We start from the raw sequence: 17,023 nt of genomic DNA on the forward strand, positions 1-17,023 counted from the left end.
CTTTCATAAACGTTGGATACGTTTGAGTTTACGGCTAGTATCCCAGTGATAATCTGAAAATTGGATTTGAGGAACTATGAACTCTTTTTGCTGGGCCAAGAGTTGGAACTGAGCTAGAATAGCTGCCTCTAAATCCTCATCTCGTCGGCTTAGACAAACTTCCACTAACTTCTCGGAATGTTGCTTGACTTGGTAATCTCCTACATTCTCCACAAAGAGGATGCAACGTCTGATAAAGTCTGGATAAATCGTTACCTGCCCCCCATTCTGCCCTTCAAAGTAGAAGATATCATCAGAACGTCCTTCGACCTTGTCAATCCGTGTATAGTAGGAGCCACAGGGACAAGGCTCCGGATTTTCAACCAAGATATCATTGAGCTGGTAGCGATAAACAGGCTGACTACTTCGCTTAAAGTCCGTAATCACTGGATAAAAACGGCGGTCATCTAGATACTGCTTTTCCACAAAGATAATGTCTTCGTTGAGATGTAGATTGCCAGTTGAGCAAGTGCAGGCTAGGAAACCTTCTGTCGCCTGATAAACTTGGTCAATGATGGATAGTGAAAAGGCTTCTGCGATCCGTCCCCTATCACTATCTTCCAAGATTTCTGCCACCGAAACGATTTTTTGTGGGTGAATAGCTAGCTCTCCATCCTTGAGACGCTTGCTCAATTCAAGCAACATCGAGGCTGGCGCCACAATAATCGTTGGTTGATAGTTGTTGAGTCGCTCTATATGCTCATCTGTATGTTTGAAAATATCAAAATACTCTAGACGAATGAGCGCTGTATTGATGGTCTGATAGAGTTCATTATCAGCTCTCAGGAAAAAGGCGATGCGGTGTCCAAAAAGCTGCCCCTTTGGCAACATCTTTGCCAAGATAGCCGCAGCCCACATACTTCGCTCTTTCTCTGTTGTGATAAAGAGCCCCCGATGTCCAGACGTCCCTGAAGACAGACCGACGGCCACTTCCCCTTTAAGTTCAGTGAAGTCACGGGTCTTCTCACTTTCAATAGCCAAGCTCAAGGCTTCATCACGATCCACTCCTTGGGTGTTGAGCTCATTGAAATGTTCCATCATAAAAGCCTTGTCCATATGGTCAAAGTCGCTAGGAACCCCATTTTTAAAGTAAGGAGACTCTCGCTTTAAAAAGTCCATATAGTTGGTTAATTGCTTTTTCTGATAGTTTTCTAAAGCTTCTCGAGATTTGAAATGATGAAGCCATCGAGTTTGGATAAAGGTTTTAAGAAAGGTTATTTTTTTCATGTAAGATTGACTCTATCCTTTCTACAGGATCATGGCTAACAACTACCTCGATACCGGCCTTTAAAACTTTCTCCAGAAACTCTGTCCCCCTGATATAGTCGGCCTTATTATCTTGAACCAAGGAAGGAATCAAGTGCATCTGCTTGGTATAAGGTAAGAGGTCAATCCCCCAACAGAGGTCTGCTGCAATGAGGAGATTAAGGTCTGGAAAATGTAGACAGGCTTGCCCCCTAGCATGCCCGTCAACTGAAGCAACTAGGATACTGCCATCTCCGAAAAGATCACAAATCGGACGATAGGGAAAAGTTGAATCTTGCTGGTCAGCTCTGATAATAGTTAGATTTTTTTCAAAAGAAGTTGGTAAAAACTCCTTGAAAATCAAGTCTTTCAACTTGGGTTTTTGGTAGACTTCATATACTTCTTTAGTCAGGATAAAGGTTGCATGAGGAAAGAAGCTAGCTCCTCCCAGATGATCTGGATGTAGATGAGATAGGATGACATAATTTATTTCTTCTGGCTTGATCCCCTTAGCTTCCAGCAAACGTGAAATTTGGTCCTTCTCCGTCATTTGAATGGGCGTTCCTAGCCGATAGAAACCATAGCGAAGCCGGGTCTTAATATCGTAATGATAGCCTGTGTCATAGAGGAGATAGCCCTTGTCCCTGTGTTTGATAAGAAAAACACCTGCTGGGAAGGTCATCTTTTGATTCTTGACTCCCTTAAATAGCAAACCTGTGTAGCTGGTACAGTAGCCTGCTGGGAAATAATCAATGCTTTCGATAATCTTGGACATATTGTTCAATCCCTTCTGAAATACTGATTTGAGGGCGATACCCCAAATCTCGCTCCGCCTTACTGATGTCCAGCGTCTGACTATAACGGAGCAGATAATAGGTATAGCGTGTCAGAGGCGGTTCACCTTTGAGTTTCAAGACCTTATACAGAAACTCTAAACTACTAGCAACAACTGAAAGAAGAGGAGCTGGCACTTTTCTGTATGTTATTGGATAGCCCAACCCTCTCAAGGTTTCTTCAATCAAATCCTTAAAGGCTCTCGGTTCCCCATTGGTAATATTATAAACTTCGCCACTAGCTTGAGGGGCCTCTAGTGCCAAGCGAATTGCCAGAGCGACATTTTCCACACAGGTCATATCCATAAGCTGACGACCATCCCCTATCATGGGAATGCCAATCTTCTGACTGAGTTTGAGAACTCGAGGCAAAATACTGGTATCCCCAATCCCAAAAAGCCCACGAGGTCGTAAGATAATACTCGGAACATCGGGATAATCCTTAAACAGCTTCTCCGAAGCCAGCTTACTGCGAATGTAGTTGTTCAGATTATTTTCCTGAGGCGCAGCACTTTCTTTGATAGCTAGCTGATCTCGAGGCGCAGCATAGATGCTAGGCGAGGACACATAAACCAAACGCTGAATTCCCGCCTCCCGACAAGCATCCAGAACATACTTGGTTCCCAAGACATTTGTCTGGTAGAAGTCCTCCCAAGGTCCCCAAACGGTAGAAAGAGCACCCGCATGCACAACCATGTCCATCCCCTGACAAGCCCGAGCCAAGTCCTCTTGCTTGGTCAAATCTCCCTGAAAAAATGCCACAGAGGAGTTCTCTAAAGACTGCCCCACCTTGCGATTGCGTCCAAAAGCACGTACCTGATAGCCCTGCTGACTGAGCTCTTCAACAACATACTTGCCTAGAAAGCCCGTAGCACCTGTCACCAATACTTTCTTCATTTTTTACTTCTCCTTGTCCCCTAAGAGCCGATGTATTTCGCTCTTCAGAATCTCTGTTGGCTGATAGATTTGAGCTGCACGACTAAGTTTGTTCAAGTATGCCCAGTCATCTCTAGCCAACAACTCATCAAAGGCACGTCCAATCGCTTCCGTATCCTCCCGTTTAGCAGTCAGGGCAATCCCTGCCTCTAATCCACGAACTGCATAGTCATACTGATCATAGTCATGGGGGAGAATCAAGGCAGGCTTACCATAGATGATACACTGGTAAAAAATACCTGCACCACCATGATGAATCACATAATCCATCTGAGGAATGTACTCCTTATAGGGAAGATAGGATACCACAGAAACATTGTCCATGAGCTCTTCACATTGGAAGTCTTGTCCGCCAAACCCCAGAGTCACAAAGAAGTGACAGTCCGGATGTGCTTCTGCCAATTGTTGTGTCTGATAGAGGAGATTGTCTTTAGCCCATGCTAGCTGAGTCCCACAAGATACGAGGACCTTCTTATAACCTGCATAAGGAGACAAATCGAGGGGATAATTTTCTGCCCTCTCAATCGAAGAGCCAAAAGGTCCCACCCAAAGGTAGTGATCTGGAAAACCACTTTTCAGCTCCAACTCTTTCATCCCAATTCCCAAGATGGAATAGGGTGAATAGATGGTCTCCTGACCTTTCTGATTGTAAAGCTTAAAATCGTAACGTTTCAAGCGTTCTCTCAATAAAAAGGTTACGATTCGTTTCCCTAAACGAGTCACTTTTCTTCCTAGCCATTGCTGAGTAGACTGAAAAGGATTCTTTGGACTGCCCATTCCTCCAAAGAAACAAGGCGGTCCATCTGTTGTTTCAATGGCAAACTGTGTCGCCATAGTGGTAATCCAGGGAATATTCAACTGTTCCGCTACAAGTCCTCCAGAGAGGGTTATAAAATCCGCAATCACAATATCAGGTCGATTTTCCTGCCACTCTTGCACTAGTTGGTCAGACACCACATTGATCAAATCAAGACTAGCTGACAACTGTCGATAAGCAGAAATAAGGTTTAATTGCCCTTCATTGTTGGCTACACGTTCAAACTCATCTACAGAATTTTCTAAAATGGGAAGCACCTGAAATCCCATCTCCTCTGCGACCGCTTTTCGTTGCGGTCCTGTAAATAATCGAATCTCATACAAGGGAGCCTTCAACAAGGGTGCGAGCAGATTCAGGGTCGGGAAGAGATGCCCACTTAAGGGCACTACAACCACATCAATTTTGATTTTTCTCATATGTCTAGAATAGCAAATTTTTAAAAAAAGAACTACCAAAATGATAGTTCTTTCCAGCATTATTTAGCTTCTTTTTCACTTTATGAATCAGAAGAGTTCTTTGTAGAGAGCTATAGTTTCTTCCAAGGTTGGCATAAATGGATTTCCAGATGCACAGGCATCAATCAAGGCATTCTTAGAAAGGTAGTCAAAGTCAAAGTCTTTTTCTTGGATACCGAGTTCAGTGAGTTTCTTAGGAATACCAACGGTTTCAGATAGTTTTTCAATTTCAGCAATAGCATAGTCAGCACATTCTTGGTCTGTTTTCCCTTCCACATGGAGACCCAAAGCCTTGGCTACATTGCGGAAAGCTTCTGGTACACGTTTGGCATTTTCACGTTCTACAACTGGAAGAAGCATGGCACAGCAGACACCATGCGGCAAGTTATATACCGCACCGAGTTGGTGAGCCATGGAATGAACATAGCCCAAACCAGCATTGTTAAAGCTCATGCCACCGAGGAAGATGGCATTGACCATCGCCTCACGCGCTTCAATATCTTGACCATTTGCCACAGCACGAGGAAGATACTCTTTGATGAGTTCAATCGCTCCGATAGAGAGTTTCTTGGTCACATTATAAGCACCTGGTGTTACCAAGGCTTCGACAGCGTGAGTAAGAGCATCCATACCTGTCGCCGCTGTCAATCCTTTCGGTTTTGAAAGCATGAGTTCTGGATCATTGACAGAGATGAGGGCGAGGCTGTTCTTATCAACCATTACCATCTTGACCTTGCGTTCTTCGTCAGTAATAACATAGTTAATGGTAATTTCTGCAGAAGTTCCAGCTGTTGTATTGATCGCAACCACTGGCAAGCCTTTTTTAGCAGACTTGTGGAGACCTTCGTAGTCCTGTGGTTTTCCACCATTTGTAGCGATGATAGAGATACAACTAGCCGCATCCTGTGGAGACCCACCACCAAGACTAATGATAAAGTCACATCCATGCTCTTCCAAAGCAGCAACTCCATCTGTGACATTCTTGCAAGTCGGATTTGGCTCCACATCGCTAAAGATCACATATTCGATCCCTTCAGCATCTAGTGGTTTTAGGACCTTAGGTAAAATATCACTGCCTTTGATGAACTTATCTGTCACCAAAAGGGCCTTCTTATACCCCAATTCCTTGATATACGGACCTACTTCATTTACAACACCTTTACCGATAAGGTTAACTGATGGAACGTAAAATGTAGCCATATGCTTTTCCTCCTGCGCCTCTGCGCTATTTGATTATTTACCATAAGTATACGACCTTATAAGAAGTTTTACAAATATTTGTAAGCGTTTTAAGTAAAAAGTTAGTAAAGAACAGCCAGCTCCTTTTTCACGAAAAAAGCTCCAAAAAGATGGATTTCATCTCACTGGAACTTTTACTTAATCATTATTGCTTAGTTAATACCACTCGGTCAGATGCCTCTCGGTCCATATCGTCGATAATCAATTGATTACCATTAACTGCGTAAATCTTGACATCATCACCGATAATGACACGTTGACTTTCTGGCTCAAAGCTAACTTGCTTGATTTCCTTATCTCCATCTGGCTCGACCTCAGTCCATGTACCAGTCTTTCCTGTTACAACAAGAGTAATCTGGTCATTCTCATCTTTTCCAGTATAGGTACCATCGATGTTCGTAGGTTGAGCTACAGTAGTGTCCTGACTTGAGGAGGCTTGTGGTTGACTAGTACTTGTTGCGGAACTAGAAGATGATTCTTGTTGAGTGGTTGGTTGCTGAGCAGGTGCTTGTGTCTTAGATCCACAAGCTGCTAAAAGACTAAGAATTGCTAGGGAAGCAATAGAAAGTGTGAATGTTTTCGTTTTCATAGCGATTTCCTTTCTTTTGTGCCAATGTTTTGCTGGAATCGTTTCCAGAAATACCTCCTACCTCCAGTATAGCAACTTCATCCTAGAAGGTCAACTAATCCCATCACTTCCAACCAAACTCTCTCGTACTTCCGAGATAAAGTAGAGCGAACCCGTCACGAAAAGCAGGTCCTGGTCATTGGCTCTTTCTTCAAATTCGCTGATAAAATCCCCATAGGAAGGAATCAAATCGTAACCCGCCACATCCTTTTCATCCAGAGAGCCTTGGTAGTCAAAGCCCGTTACCTTAAGTTTTACCTGAGGCAACTGCTCCGTTAGATAGCCTAACATCCCCTGATAATCCTTGCGTTTAAGAGCCCCAAAAAGAATGTGAACTTGATAGCCTTGCTGGATTTTCCCTTGGATAAACTCGACCAGACGGGTTAAGGCTGGAAGATTGTGAGCTCCATCTAGGTAGATTTGCGGACGAACCCGTTCCAATCGACCGGCCCAGTGAGTCTCTTGCAATGCCTGTCTGACAAGCTCTTCTTCGACACCTTCCTCTCTTGACGCCATAAACAGAAGAAAAGTTTGTAAAGCCAAGGCGGCATTTTCTTGCTGATAAGCACCTTCCAAACTGATTTCAAGCTGTGAAAAACTTACTAGGCTACTTGAAAAATCCCCAGCTTTCAAAGTGAAGTCTTGCCCAGTTTGATAAATGTCTACGTCTAACTCTCTTGCTCTTTTTTGACAGACAAGTTTAGCTTCTGGAGCGAGCTTGGCAATGACCGCCTTCTTGCCAGCCTTGAAAATACCAGCTTTCTGCTCGGCTATTTCCTCTAGACTATCGCCCAAGGTCTCCTGATGATCTAGGCCAATGGAAGTAATAACGGCAATCTCTCCTGTTACGACATTAGTCGTATCAAGTAGACCACCTATCCCCACTTCTAGCAGGACTAGGTCAACTCTTTGCTCTTTAAAATAGATCAAAGCAATCAAGGTCAACAACTCAAAAAAGGACAACTGGTCATGAGTTTCCAAAAGAGTTTTTTCCATCTCCTTAACTTGTTCTGCCAAACGGATAAAATCTGCATCAGCTATTGCTTGCCCATTGATACAGATTCGATCATGGATACTGATGATATGAGGAGAGGTAAAAGTACCAACTTTTTTACCATGAGCAACAAACAACTCCCTCATAAAGGCAATAGTTGACCCCTTACCGTTAGTCCCTGTTACGTGGATAATAGGATAAGTCTTCTCAGGATTCCCCAGCAAATCCACCGCTTGTTGCATTCGTCCAAGTCCAGATCTAAAGTTTAAACCAATCCGACTATGGAGCCATTCTTCTACTTCAAACATACATGTCTCCTTACAAAAGTACAATCAACTACTGCATCAAAGTATGATTGCAAATAAAAAGCGAGGTCGGGACAAAAATCCCAACCTCTTACCTGGTTAGCTAATCACTAGCTACTATGAATTTCAACGTGGGCTAAAAACATCCACTGGATGTTCCAACTCTTCCAATTTTTAGGAGTTGGGCTGATACAGTCTCCCAGACTTACTTACGGTCTTTATTTTTAGCGTAAGGGTAAAAATGTTCACTGAACATTTTTACTCCTCCATAAAGCTGTTGAAGACTTCTTCAATCATGTTCCATTCGTCTTCTGAGTCTTCTGGGATTGGTTGCAATTCGCCTTCTGTTCCGTCTTCATTTTCGATGAATGAGTAAGCTTGGATTTCAACTTCACCGTTTTCATCTTCTTCTGCGTTAACTGGCACTAGAAGAACATAGTTTTTACCAAATTCTTCTTTTCCGTCGATGGTCAAAAGAATTTCAAACAAGGTTTCATTTCCTTGCTCATCTACTAGTGTAATCAATTCACGTTCTTCGTGGTCATGGTTGTGATCGTGTGACATAGTTTCTCCTCTGTCTTAAAATTTTCTATCTAAATAATTTTGCAAAATTAGCTGAGCAGCCAACTTATCGATAACTTTCTTGCGCTTATTGCGACTGATATCTGCTTGTTCAATCAACATACGCTCCGCAGCGACCGTCGTCAGACGCTCATCTTGATAGTCTACTGGTAAACCAAAAAGTTCCTCTAATTTTGCTCCATAGGCTTGACTAGCTTCTACTCGCGGACCGCTGGTATTGTTCATATTTTTAGGCAGACCTACTACAAAGCGCTCCACCTTATAGCTGTCAACCAATTCCTTGATACGGTCAAAACCAAACTGGCCCTGATCCTCATTAATCTGGATGATTTCAAGTCCTTGAGCGGTGAAGCCTAGTGGATCGCTAATCGCAACACCCACTGTTTTTGAACCGACGTCCAATCCCATAATTCTCATAGATTATAGATCGACTCCTTGTCCTTTAAGGTAATAGCGCACCAATTCTTCAACAATTTCATCACGCTCATACTTACGAATTTGATTTCGTGCATTATTGTAACGAGGAACGTAGGCAGGGTCTCCACTCAATACATAACCGACGATTTGATTTATCGGATTATAACCCTTTTCATTCAAAGAAGCATAGACATCTGTCAACGTTTCACTGATTTCCTTCTTGTTGGAATCATCCAATTTAAAACGTACAGTTTCTTCAGTAAATCCCATTCTAACACCCTCTTTCCTTAGAATAGTACTATTATAGCATATTTCCTTACGTTCTACAATTAAGTCAATCCATTTATTTGGATTTTCTTACTGTTCTGTCGCACCATTTGCCACTCTGTCTGCGATATATTGGCTTGGTTCATTTTTCAAAAGAGTCTCTAAGCCAAGATTTTTCAAATAATCTGTCTGTGACGCCTTTTTGACATCCAAAACTTGTAAATCATAGGTCGTTGTGGTCTGGATTTCAGTCTGACTGAGCAGTTTGGTTTCAAGTGTAAAACCTGTCAATTTACGCGCTTCCTGAAGCATTTCATCCTTTTCTTCTGCTTCTAAAAGAGCTTTTTGAGTTTCTTCAAGACCGTGGTCAGCGATAAAGGATTTCAATTCCTCACTTAAGGGCCGTATCTGCCGAATAACCAATTTTAGAAATTGTTTCCCTTTATAGGTAATGGTTTGCGTTTGCTTGACGCCATCTCCTGACTCAGGGAAAATCAAAGTCTTGGTCACAACCGTATTCTTTTCCGCATTTTCCAAAACGGGCAGAGTAGACTGGAGCGTTTCGGATTCATGTTTTGAACTGGATGTCGTTTCCTTCTTTTGGCCACATCCTGCAAGTAGCAGGAGGAGAGTAGCTGCGCCAATTACTATCTTTTTCATAATTCCTCACATAATTTTTTGATAAAAAATGAACAAGGCTAGGAGATACCCCAGCCTCGATGTTTATAGAGCTGCACGCAAACGTGCTTCTGCATTTTCTACATTACGGACAGAGCGTGGTAAAAAGGCACGGATATCATCTTCTTTGTAACCGACCTGCAAACGCTTCTCGTCAACTAGAATAGGACTTTTTAAGATCCGTGGTGTTTCCATGATTAAGTTGAGTACTTCATTGACACTCAAATCTTCGATGTCAACCCCTAAAGCTTTCGCATAGCGGTTTTTTGATGATACAATGCTGGCAATTCCATTATCTGTCTTTGTCAGAATATCAAGTAGTTCTTCTCTCGTAATCCCTTCTTTACCAAGGTTTTGTTCTTTATAACTTAACTGGTGTGCGTTGAGCCAAGTCTTCGCTTTCTTACAGCTTGTGCAACTGGAGACGGTATAAATCTTAATCATGTGCCTACCCCTTTCGCTACATGTTACTATCAGTTTAGTCTATTATACCATAAAAAACATCCGACTTGCGACCTATTTTTAAAAAAATTTAACTTTTTTAGCGATTTTCGTACTTTTTTCTTGACAAAATCAATTTATAGCCAACTTTTAAATTTTTTGATGTACATTCGTTTCACTACTGTAACACTGATCATATAGAGAACGATGATCAAAATCAAAAAGAGGAAATAAATTGGTTCCAAAGGGGTTAAATGAAGAAGGCTAGCAATTGCAGAGTAGGGAAGGAAGGTCACAAAACTAGCTGCTAGCAAAGTTGTTCCAAGAACAAACCATGATGGACGGCTTTGTAAGAAAGGCAGTTTTGCTGAACGAAGCATATGGATAACCATGGTTTGGGACCACATAGATTCAATGAACCAACCTGTCTGGAACAAGATGATAAAGCCCCTTGCAGAATCTGCTCCATGAACATAAGCATGACCTGTCGCCATTGGGACAATGACAAAATAGAGCAAGATAAAGGTCAAAATATCAAAGGCAGAAGAAATCGGACCCATCCAAATCATAAAGCGAGTAATGGACTGAGCCTCCCACTTATGAGGCTTCTTCAAGAAGTCTTCATCCACATTATCAAATGGCAAGGCAATGCAAGAAAGGTCGTAGACTAGGTTTAACACAATCAAGTGAATCGGAGCCATAGGAAGGAAAGGTAAAAAGATACCAGACACTAAGAGTGACAGAATATTCCCGAAATTAGAGCTGACCGTCATCTTGATGTATTTGGTCATGTTGGCATAGACTTTCCGTCCTTCAACCAGCCCTTTTTCAAGCACCATCAAATCCTTATCTAGCAAAATGACATCAGCCGTTTCTTTGGCAATATCTACTGCTGTATCAACAGAAATCCCCACATCTGCCACTTTCATAGAAGGGGCATCATTGATTCCATCTCCCATATAGCCGACACAATGTCCATTCGATTTGATTTGTAAAATGATTCGTGCTTTTTGATCAGGAGAGAGTTTGGCAAAGACAGTCACCTTCTCAACTGCTTGGGCCAACTCTTCGTCCGTCATGGCATCAATATCAGAACCCAACAAGATTTGATCAACGTCTAGACCAACTTTTTCGCATACTGCTTGGGTTACCTTCTCATTGTCTCCCGTCAAAATCTTTGTTTGAACACCATGATCCAACAAAGCTTGGATAGCAGGTGCTGCAGATGGTTTTGGTGGATCTAGAAAGGCAAGATAGCCTGTTAGAATCATCTCTTTTTCATCTTCAACGGAGTAAGCAAAACCTTCTTTTAGGCCTGTTTTATAAGCGACTCCCAAGACTCGCAATCCCTGTTGATTAAGTTGATCTACTTCTTTTAAGATTTCCACTCGGATATCATCCGTCAGAGGGCTAATCTGACCTTGATATTCCACATGGGTTGAAATCGCAAGCATTTCCTCTAGAGCACCCTTGGTTACCAAGCTAACAACTTCGTTCTCATCCTTGACGATGACACTCATCCGTCTGCGTTCAAAATCAAAGGGCAATTCATCTATTTTTTGGAAGCTAGTATCCAAATTTTGTAGAATAGCGTGTTCTTTAGCTTCTTTTTCAGTTCTACTGATAATGGCACGGTCCATCAAGTTTTTCAAACCGGTTTGAAAATAGGAATTGAGATAGGCACGTCTCAACACAGATAAATCCAAATCTCCATGTATATCCAAAGGATATTCCAGGACAATTTCGTCTTGGGTAAGGGTTCCGGTTTTATCTGTGCATAGGATATCAATAGCACCTAGATCTTGTATGGCATTGAGTTTTTTGATGACGACTTTTTCCTTGGCCATGATAATGGAGCCTTTTGCTAAACTGGCCGTGATGATCATAGGAAGCATCTCAGGTGTCAATCCAACACCAACACTCAGTGCAAACACACCTGCTTCCAGCCAGTCGCCATCCGTCAAGCCATTGGAGAGAAAGACGATGGGAACCATGACCAACATCAAACGGATCAAGAGCCAAGAGATGCTGTTCATCTCCCGTTCAAAAGAGGTCGGTTCGTCATAGGTATTGAGAGTCTGCTCGATTTCTCCCATCATGGTGTCATCACCGACCGCTAGAATCAAAGCCTTGGCGCTTCCTGATATCACATTGGTTCCCATAAAAGCGAGCGCTTCTGCTTCTAGCAGACTATCAAAATTTGACTGACTCATTTTTGACAAGGCTAGTTTTTCAACCGAGTCACTTTCACCTGTCAAACCAGACTGTTGAACAAAGAAATCACGTGATTCAATCAAAAGGAGGTCTGCTGGAATCATATCCCCAGCACTTAATTTGACTATATCTCCAACAACCAAATCTTCAATTGCGACCTCTAAACTCTGGCCTTCGCGAATAACTGTGGCTGTATTCACAATCATTTTTGATAGATTGGTCGCAGCCTTGTCACTCCGCAATTCTTGGACAAAGCGTATGCCACCAGAGATTAGAACGAGAACGACGATGATGATAGAGGTCGTCGGATCTTCTTGTCCAGGCTTCGCCAACCAGACATTGGTCACCATGGAAATCATAGCGATGACCAGGAGGATGATTGTAAATGGGTTGATAATAGATTCGTAAATTTTTTTGAAGATACTGTCTTCCTGACCCTTGGTGATTGTGTTTTCGCCATATAGGTCACGATTTTTCTCCACCTGCTCCTCAGTCAAGCCTGTTAGACTTGTCTTATAAAAAGATAGAGTTTCGTTTAAAGGTGTGTGAATAGCTGCTGCTAATCTTTCTTTTGTAGTTTTCATTGGTTTCTCCTATCTGCATGAATGATGTGTTTCATACACAGAGACCAATCACTTTATAAGGGCAGAACGACACAAATCAGCGATTGGCTGTGTATGTGCGGTTCTGGATGATCGTCAATTTGCATCGTCTGTCTCCTTTCCTTGTTCTAAAACAGTAGAAAATCCCACCATAAAATGGCAGGATTAAAAAACTAATTATCTGTTTTTTCGTTCAAGCTTTAACTCCATAGGGCGATGTAATGAGCTTAGTCTTGGCCTTCGCGACCAGGACTGTTGACCAACGAGTAGTGTCTCCACTGCTTTGCGGTAGTCATCCGTATCCCTATGGTAGCCTCACCTACCGTTTTCGTCTATCAGTATAAACCTTTAAAATATAAAAGTCAACGATTTATCATAATTTTCTTAAATAACAATTAATTCTTTTGGAGCTAGAGTCAACAATTCGCAACCTGTCTCCGTAATCAAGATATCATCCTCAATACGAACACCGTATTTGCCTTCGATATAGATACCAGGCTCATCTGTCAAGGTCATGCCTGCCTTAATCGTATCAGTTGATGTTTGGCTAAAGTAAGGTTCTTCGTGAATATCCAGTCCGATACCGTGTCCAATACCGTGGGTAAAGTAGTCGCCATAGCCTGCCTCGATGATAATATCACGAGGAATTTTGTCAAAGTCACGGAAACCTAATCCTGTCTTAGCTTGATCAATCAGAGCTTGGTTGGCTTTCAGAACCGTATTGTAAATCTCTGCCTGCTCGTCACTGACATGACCTAGATAAATGGTCCGTGTCATATCACTGACATAGTGGTCGTAGAGGCAGCCGAAGTCCATGGTAATGGCTTCTCCCACTTCAACCGGTTTGTGCATTGGATGAGCATGGGGCTTAGAAGAGTTGATACCACTTGCTAAAATGGTATCAAAAGACAAGCCTGCCGCTCCTAGCTCACGCATGCGGAAATCAAGGAAGTTGGCAATTTCGATCTCAGTTTTTCCTGGTTTGATAAAGTCAAGCGCATCACGAAAAGCCTGGTCTGAGATGGAACAAGCCTTGCGAATGGTCGCAACCTCTTTCTCATCCTTAATCATACGAAGAGCTTCAACAAACTGAGTCTGTGGCAACAAGTCGATTCCCGCAAAGGCAGCCTGCATACGGTGGTAATAAGAGACCGAAATCTCATCCTCAAAACCGATGCGAGACAAGCCCATATCCTTAACAATGCCTGCAATAACAGTCAATTCATCGCGGTCAGCCACAATCTCAAAACCTGTCACTTCTTGCTTGGCTGCAATGATATAGCGAGAATCCGTTACCAAGACCTGGCGGTCACGACTGATGAAAACTGTTCCGTTTGAACCCCAAAAACCAGTCAAATAATAGACATTTTTAAGGTTGTTGATGATGATGCCATCCAGTTCTTTTTCTTGCATTTTAGCTAGAAATGCTTGTACGCGTTTATTCATGATGTAACTTTCCTTTCAAATAGTGTCCTGTGTAGCTGGCTTCATTGGCCGCTACTTCTTCTGGAGTTCCTGTTGCGATGATGGTTCCACCACCAACACCGCCCTCAGGTCCCAAGTCGATGATATGGTCTGCCGTCTTAATGACATCCAGATTGTGCTCGATGACGAGGACTGTATTACCATCGTCTACAAAGCGAGCCAAGACTTTAAGCAAGCGAGCGATGTCCTCCGTATGAAGTCCTGTCGTCGGCTCATCCAGAATGTAGAATGACTTGCCTGTCGAGCGTTTGTGGAGTTCACTAGCCAACTTCATACGCTGGGCTTCTCCACCTGAAAGAGTCGTAGCTGGTTGTCCTAGCGTTACATAGCCCAACCCTACATCCTTGATGGTCTGGAGTTTGCGTTGAATCTTAGGAATATGTTGGAAGAATTCCACTGCATCGTTGACTGTCATATCCAAGACTTGCGAGATGTTCTTTTCCTTGTAGTGAACTTCTAGGGTTTCACTGTTGTAGCGGGTTCCATGGCAGACTTCACAAGCCACGTAAACATCTGGCAAGAAGTGCATCTCAATCTTGATAATCCCGTCACCTGAGCAGGCTTCACAGCGACCACCCTTGACGTTGAAACTGAAACGTCCCTTCTTGTAGCCTCTAATCTTAGCTTCATTTGTCTGGGCAAAAAGGTCACGTATATCGTCAAAAACTCCTGTATAGGTAGCTGGATTAGACCTCGGTGTCCGTCCGATTGGGCTCTGGTCAATATCAATCAGACGATCCACATGCTCAATCCCTGTAATCGTTTTAAACTTACCAGGTTTGTCTGAATTGCGGTTGAGTTTCTGAGCAATAGCTTTTTTGAGGATGCTGTTGATTAGGGTCGATTTCCCTGAGCCAGATACCCCCGTCACTGCGATAAATTTTCCTAGTGGGAAGCGAGCAGTGACATTTTGCAAGTTGTTCTCACGCGCTCCTGTCACCTCGATAAAACGACCATTTCCGGAACGGCGCTCTGCTGGCACTGGAATGGCTCTTTTGCCCGACAAGTACTGACCTGTGATGGACTTACTGTTGCGAGCCACTTGCTTAGGTGTCCCTGCAGCGACGATTTCCCCACCAAAGACTCCCGCACCAGGACCAACGTCAATCAGATAATCCGCCTCGCGCATGGTATCTTCGTCGTGTTCCACCACGATGAGAGTATTGCCCAAGTCACGCATTTTTTTCAAGCTGGCAATGAGACGGTCATTGTCCCTCTGGTGAAGTCCGATCGACGGCTCATCTAGAATATAAAGGACGCCTGATAGATTAGAACCAATCTGGGTTGCCAAGCGAATACGCTGACTCTCTCCTCCTGATAGGGTTCCTGCCGAACGTGACAGGGTTAGATAATTAAGACCCACGTTATTGAGGAAGGTCAAACGGTCCTTAATTTCCTTGAGAATAGGACGAGCTATGATGGCTTCATTTTCAGATAAGGTCAGCTGGCTCACCAACTCCAAGTGGTCTGCGATAGACAAGTCTGAAATCTCTCCGATATGGGGACCTTGCTCGCCACCCACACGGACAGACAAGGCCTGATCGTTAAGACGGTAGCCGTGACAAGTTCCGCAGGTCAGTTCATTCATATAGAGGCGCATCTGAGTGCGGGTGTAATCACTGTTAGTCTCATGGTAACGACGTTTGATATTAGTGACAACTCCTTCAAAAGGAATGTCGATATCCCGCACACCACCAAATTCATTCTCATAGTGAAAATGGAATTCCTTGCCATCCGAACCATAAAGAATCAGGTTCTTATCTTCTTCTGACAAATTCTCGAAAGGCTTGTCCATATCCACTCCAAAGGCTGTCATAGCCTGTTCTAACATGTTTGGATAGTAGTTGGATGAGATAGGATTCCAAGGTGCTAGCGCCCCCTCACGTAAGGTTTTGCTGGTATCTGGCACCACTAGGTCGATATCCACCTCTAGCTTGATACCCAAACCATCACACTCACTACAAGAACCAAAAGGAGCATTGAAGGAGAAGAGACGAGGCTCTAACTCTGGTACGGTAAAACCACAAACCGGACAGGCATAGTGCTCAGAGAAGAGCAACTCAGAGTCGTCCATGGTATCGATAATCACATAACCTTCTGCGATACGAAGGGCAGCCTCAACGGAGTCAAAGAGACGGCTACGAATGCCATCCTTGATGACAATACGGTCGACCACGACATCGATATCATGTTGCTTGCTCTTTGACAGCTCAGGCACTTCGGTCACATCATAGACTTCCCCATCCACTCGGACACGAACATAGCCATCTTTCTGAATCTTTTCAATGACGCTCTTGTGTTGTCCTTTTTTCTTGCGGATAACCGGAGCTAAGATTTGCAGACGCTGGCGTTCTGGCAATTCCAAGACCTTATCAACGATTTGCTCTACAGAAGAAGCCTTGATAGCCCCATGTCCGTTGATACAGTAAGGCGTCCCCACACGTGCGTAAAGGAGACGCAGATAGTCATTGATTTCAGTCGTTGTCCCGACGGTCGAACGAGGATTTTTACTGGTCGTTTTTTGGTCGATGGAAATAGCTGGACTGAGACCATCAATTGCATCCACATCTGGTTTTTCCATGTTGCCCAAAAACTGACGAGCATAGGCTGATAGACTCTCTACATAGCGACGTTGCCCCTCGGCATAGAGGGTATCAAAAGCCAGACTGGATTTCCCAGAACCCGACAAACCGGTCACGACAACCAGCTTGTCTCGCGGAATCTCAACATCAATATTTTTTAAGTTATGGGCACGTGCCCCATGAATCACAATTTTATCTTGCATCTTTGTTCTTTCTAGTCCATTATTGCTTTCCATTATACCAAAAAATGTGAAATTCTATTAC

The 17,023-nt window shown here is 43.3% G+C and carries 15 protein-coding genes and 1 riboswitch; all 15 genes read right to left on the reverse strand.

Annotation, left to right across the window (positions count from 1 at the left end; translation table 11 throughout):
• Nucleotides 1-3 precede the first annotated feature (3 nt).
• The 15 genes from B7708_RS06260 to uvrA all read right to left on the reverse strand — a co-directional run bounded on the left by B7708_RS06260 (nt 4) and on the right by uvrA (nt 16,962).
• On the reverse strand, nt 4-1,266 hold the full coding sequence (locus tag B7708_RS06260) for a F390 synthetase-related protein (RefSeq protein ID WP_084974508.1): 1,263 nt from the start codon (nt 1,264-1,266) through the stop codon (nt 4-6).
• A complete protein-coding gene (locus tag B7708_RS06265) occupies nt 1,244-2,059 on the reverse strand; it encodes an MBL fold metallo-hydrolase (RefSeq protein ID WP_084974510.1) in 816 nt (271 codons plus the stop codon). The genes B7708_RS06260 and B7708_RS06265 overlap by 23 nt, the downstream gene beginning before the upstream one ends.
• The gene (locus B7708_RS06270; RefSeq protein ID WP_084974512.1) at nt 2,034-3,014 is read right to left on the reverse strand and encodes an NAD-dependent epimerase/dehydratase family protein; all 981 of its coding nucleotides are present in this window, start codon (nt 3,012-3,014) and stop codon (nt 2,034-2,036) included. Before B7708_RS06270 ends, B7708_RS06265 begins: the two co-directional genes overlap by 26 nt.
• Nucleotides 3,015-3,017: 3 nt before the next feature.
• Nucleotides 3,018-4,286 carry a glycosyltransferase gene (locus tag B7708_RS06275; protein WP_084974774.1) on the reverse strand — a complete coding sequence of 423 codons (1,269 nt, stop codon included), beginning with the start codon at nt 4,284-4,286 and terminating at the stop codon, nt 3,018-3,020.
• Nucleotides 4,287-4,373: 87 nt separating this feature from the next.
• Nucleotides 4,374-5,525, reverse strand: coding sequence for an iron-containing alcohol dehydrogenase (locus B7708_RS06280; protein WP_084974514.1), 1,152 nt, complete (start codon nt 5,523-5,525; stop codon nt 4,374-4,376).
• A gap of 184 nt (nt 5,526-5,709) precedes the next feature.
• Nucleotides 5,710-6,153, reverse strand: a complete 444-nt coding sequence (locus tag B7708_RS06285) for an SP_0198 family lipoprotein (RefSeq protein ID WP_084974516.1) — start codon at nt 6,151-6,153, stop codon at nt 5,710-5,712.
• 90 nt (nt 6,154-6,243) lie between these two features.
• Nucleotides 6,244-7,494: a bifunctional folylpolyglutamate synthase/dihydrofolate synthase gene (locus B7708_RS06290; RefSeq protein ID WP_084974518.1), complete on the reverse strand. Its 1,251-nt coding sequence runs from the start codon at nt 7,492-7,494 to the stop codon at nt 6,244-6,246.
• A 255-nt stretch (nt 7,495-7,749) separates the two neighbouring features.
• Entirely contained in the window at nt 7,750-8,055 is a 306-nt protein-coding gene (locus tag B7708_RS06295; protein ID WP_000017624.1) for a DUF1292 domain-containing protein, read from the reverse strand.
• Nucleotides 8,056-8,070: 15 nt separating this feature from the next.
• Nucleotides 8,071-8,490, reverse strand: a complete 420-nt coding sequence (gene ruvX, locus B7708_RS06300) for a Holliday junction resolvase RuvX (protein ID WP_002876031.1) — start codon at nt 8,488-8,490, stop codon at nt 8,071-8,073.
• A 3-nt stretch (nt 8,491-8,493) separates the two neighbouring features.
• A complete protein-coding gene (locus B7708_RS06305; protein ID WP_000507060.1) occupies nt 8,494-8,760 on the reverse strand; it encodes an IreB family regulatory phosphoprotein in 267 nt (88 codons plus the stop codon).
• Between the two features lie 87 nt (nt 8,761-8,847).
• A complete protein-coding gene (locus B7708_RS06310) occupies nt 8,848-9,417 on the reverse strand; it encodes an SP0191 family lipoprotein (RefSeq protein ID WP_084974520.1) in 570 nt (189 codons plus the stop codon).
• Between the two features lie 63 nt (nt 9,418-9,480).
• The gene (gene spx, locus B7708_RS06315; protein ID WP_000591165.1) at nt 9,481-9,879 is read right to left on the reverse strand and encodes a transcriptional regulator Spx; all 399 of its coding nucleotides are present in this window, start codon (nt 9,877-9,879) and stop codon (nt 9,481-9,483) included.
• Between the two features lie 134 nt (nt 9,880-10,013).
• Entirely contained in the window at nt 10,014-12,674 is a 2,661-nt protein-coding gene (gene mgtA, locus B7708_RS06320; protein WP_084974521.1) for a magnesium-translocating P-type ATPase, read from the reverse strand.
• A gap of 195 nt (nt 12,675-12,869) precedes the next feature.
• Nucleotides 12,870-13,021, reverse strand: a riboswitch (M-box (ykoK) riboswitch).
• A gap of 55 nt (nt 13,022-13,076) precedes the next feature.
• On the reverse strand, nt 13,077-14,138 hold the full coding sequence (locus tag B7708_RS06325) for a M24 family metallopeptidase (protein WP_084974523.1): 1,062 nt from the start codon (nt 14,136-14,138) through the stop codon (nt 13,077-13,079).
• Nucleotides 14,131-16,962 (reverse strand): excinuclease ABC subunit UvrA, encoded by a 2,832-nt coding sequence (gene uvrA / locus B7708_RS06330; RefSeq protein WP_084974525.1) that lies wholly within the window; start codon nt 16,960-16,962, stop codon nt 14,131-14,133. Before uvrA ends, B7708_RS06325 begins: the two co-directional genes overlap by 8 nt.
• Between the last annotated feature and the right edge of the window lie 61 nt (nt 16,963-17,023).

This window comes from Streptococcus oralis subsp. dentisani (assembly GCF_002096615.1).
In the GTDB taxonomy this organism is placed as follows: Bacteria; Bacillota; Bacilli; order Lactobacillales; family Streptococcaceae; genus Streptococcus; species Streptococcus oralis_U.

Bases quoted from the DNA above. Each gene is read 5' to 3' on its own strand.
- mgtA (WP_084974521.1), bottom strand. From the start codon at position 12,674: ATGAAAACTACAAAAGAAAGATTAGCAGCAGCTATTCACACACCTTTA.
- B7708_RS06280 (WP_084974514.1), bottom strand. From the start codon at position 5,525: ATGGCTACATTTTACGTTCCATCAGTTAACCTTATCGGTAAAGGTGTT.
- B7708_RS06275 (WP_084974774.1), bottom strand. From the start codon at position 4,286: ATGAGAAAAATCAAAATTGATGTGGTTGTAGTGCCCTTAAGTGGGCAT.
- B7708_RS06295 (WP_000017624.1), bottom strand. From the start codon at position 8,055: ATGTCACACGATCACAACCATGACCACGAAGAACGTGAATTGATTACA.
- B7708_RS06325 (WP_084974523.1), bottom strand. From the start codon at position 14,138: ATGAATAAACGCGTACAAGCATTTCTAGCTAAAATGCAAGAAAAAGAA.
- B7708_RS06310 (WP_084974520.1), bottom strand. From the start codon at position 9,417: ATGAAAAAGATAGTAATTGGCGCAGCTACTCTCCTCCTGCTACTTGCA.
- B7708_RS06270 (WP_084974512.1), bottom strand. From the start codon at position 3,014: ATGAAGAAAGTATTGGTGACAGGTGCTACGGGCTTTCTAGGCAAGTAT.
- B7708_RS06285 (WP_084974516.1), bottom strand. From the start codon at position 6,153: ATGAAAACGAAAACATTCACACTTTCTATTGCTTCCCTAGCAATTCTT.
- B7708_RS06290 (WP_084974518.1), bottom strand. From the start codon at position 7,494: ATGTTTGAAGTAGAAGAATGGCTCCATAGTCGGATTGGTTTAAACTTT.
- B7708_RS06305 (WP_000507060.1), bottom strand. From the start codon at position 8,760: ATGGGATTTACTGAAGAAACTGTACGTTTTAAATTGGATGATTCCAAC.
- B7708_RS06260 (WP_084974508.1), bottom strand. From the start codon at position 1,266: ATGAAAAAAATAACCTTTCTTAAAACCTTTATCCAAACTCGATGGCTT.
- spx (WP_000591165.1), bottom strand. From the start codon at position 9,879: ATGATTAAGATTTATACCGTCTCCAGTTGCACAAGCTGTAAGAAAGCG.
- B7708_RS06265 (WP_084974510.1), bottom strand. From the start codon at position 2,059: ATGTCCAAGATTATCGAAAGCATTGATTATTTCCCAGCAGGCTACTGT.
- ruvX (WP_002876031.1), bottom strand. From the start codon at position 8,490: ATGAGAATTATGGGATTGGACGTCGGTTCAAAAACAGTGGGTGTTGCG.
- uvrA (WP_084974525.1), bottom strand. From the start codon at position 16,962: ATGCAAGATAAAATTGTGATTCATGGGGCACGTGCCCATAACTTAAAA.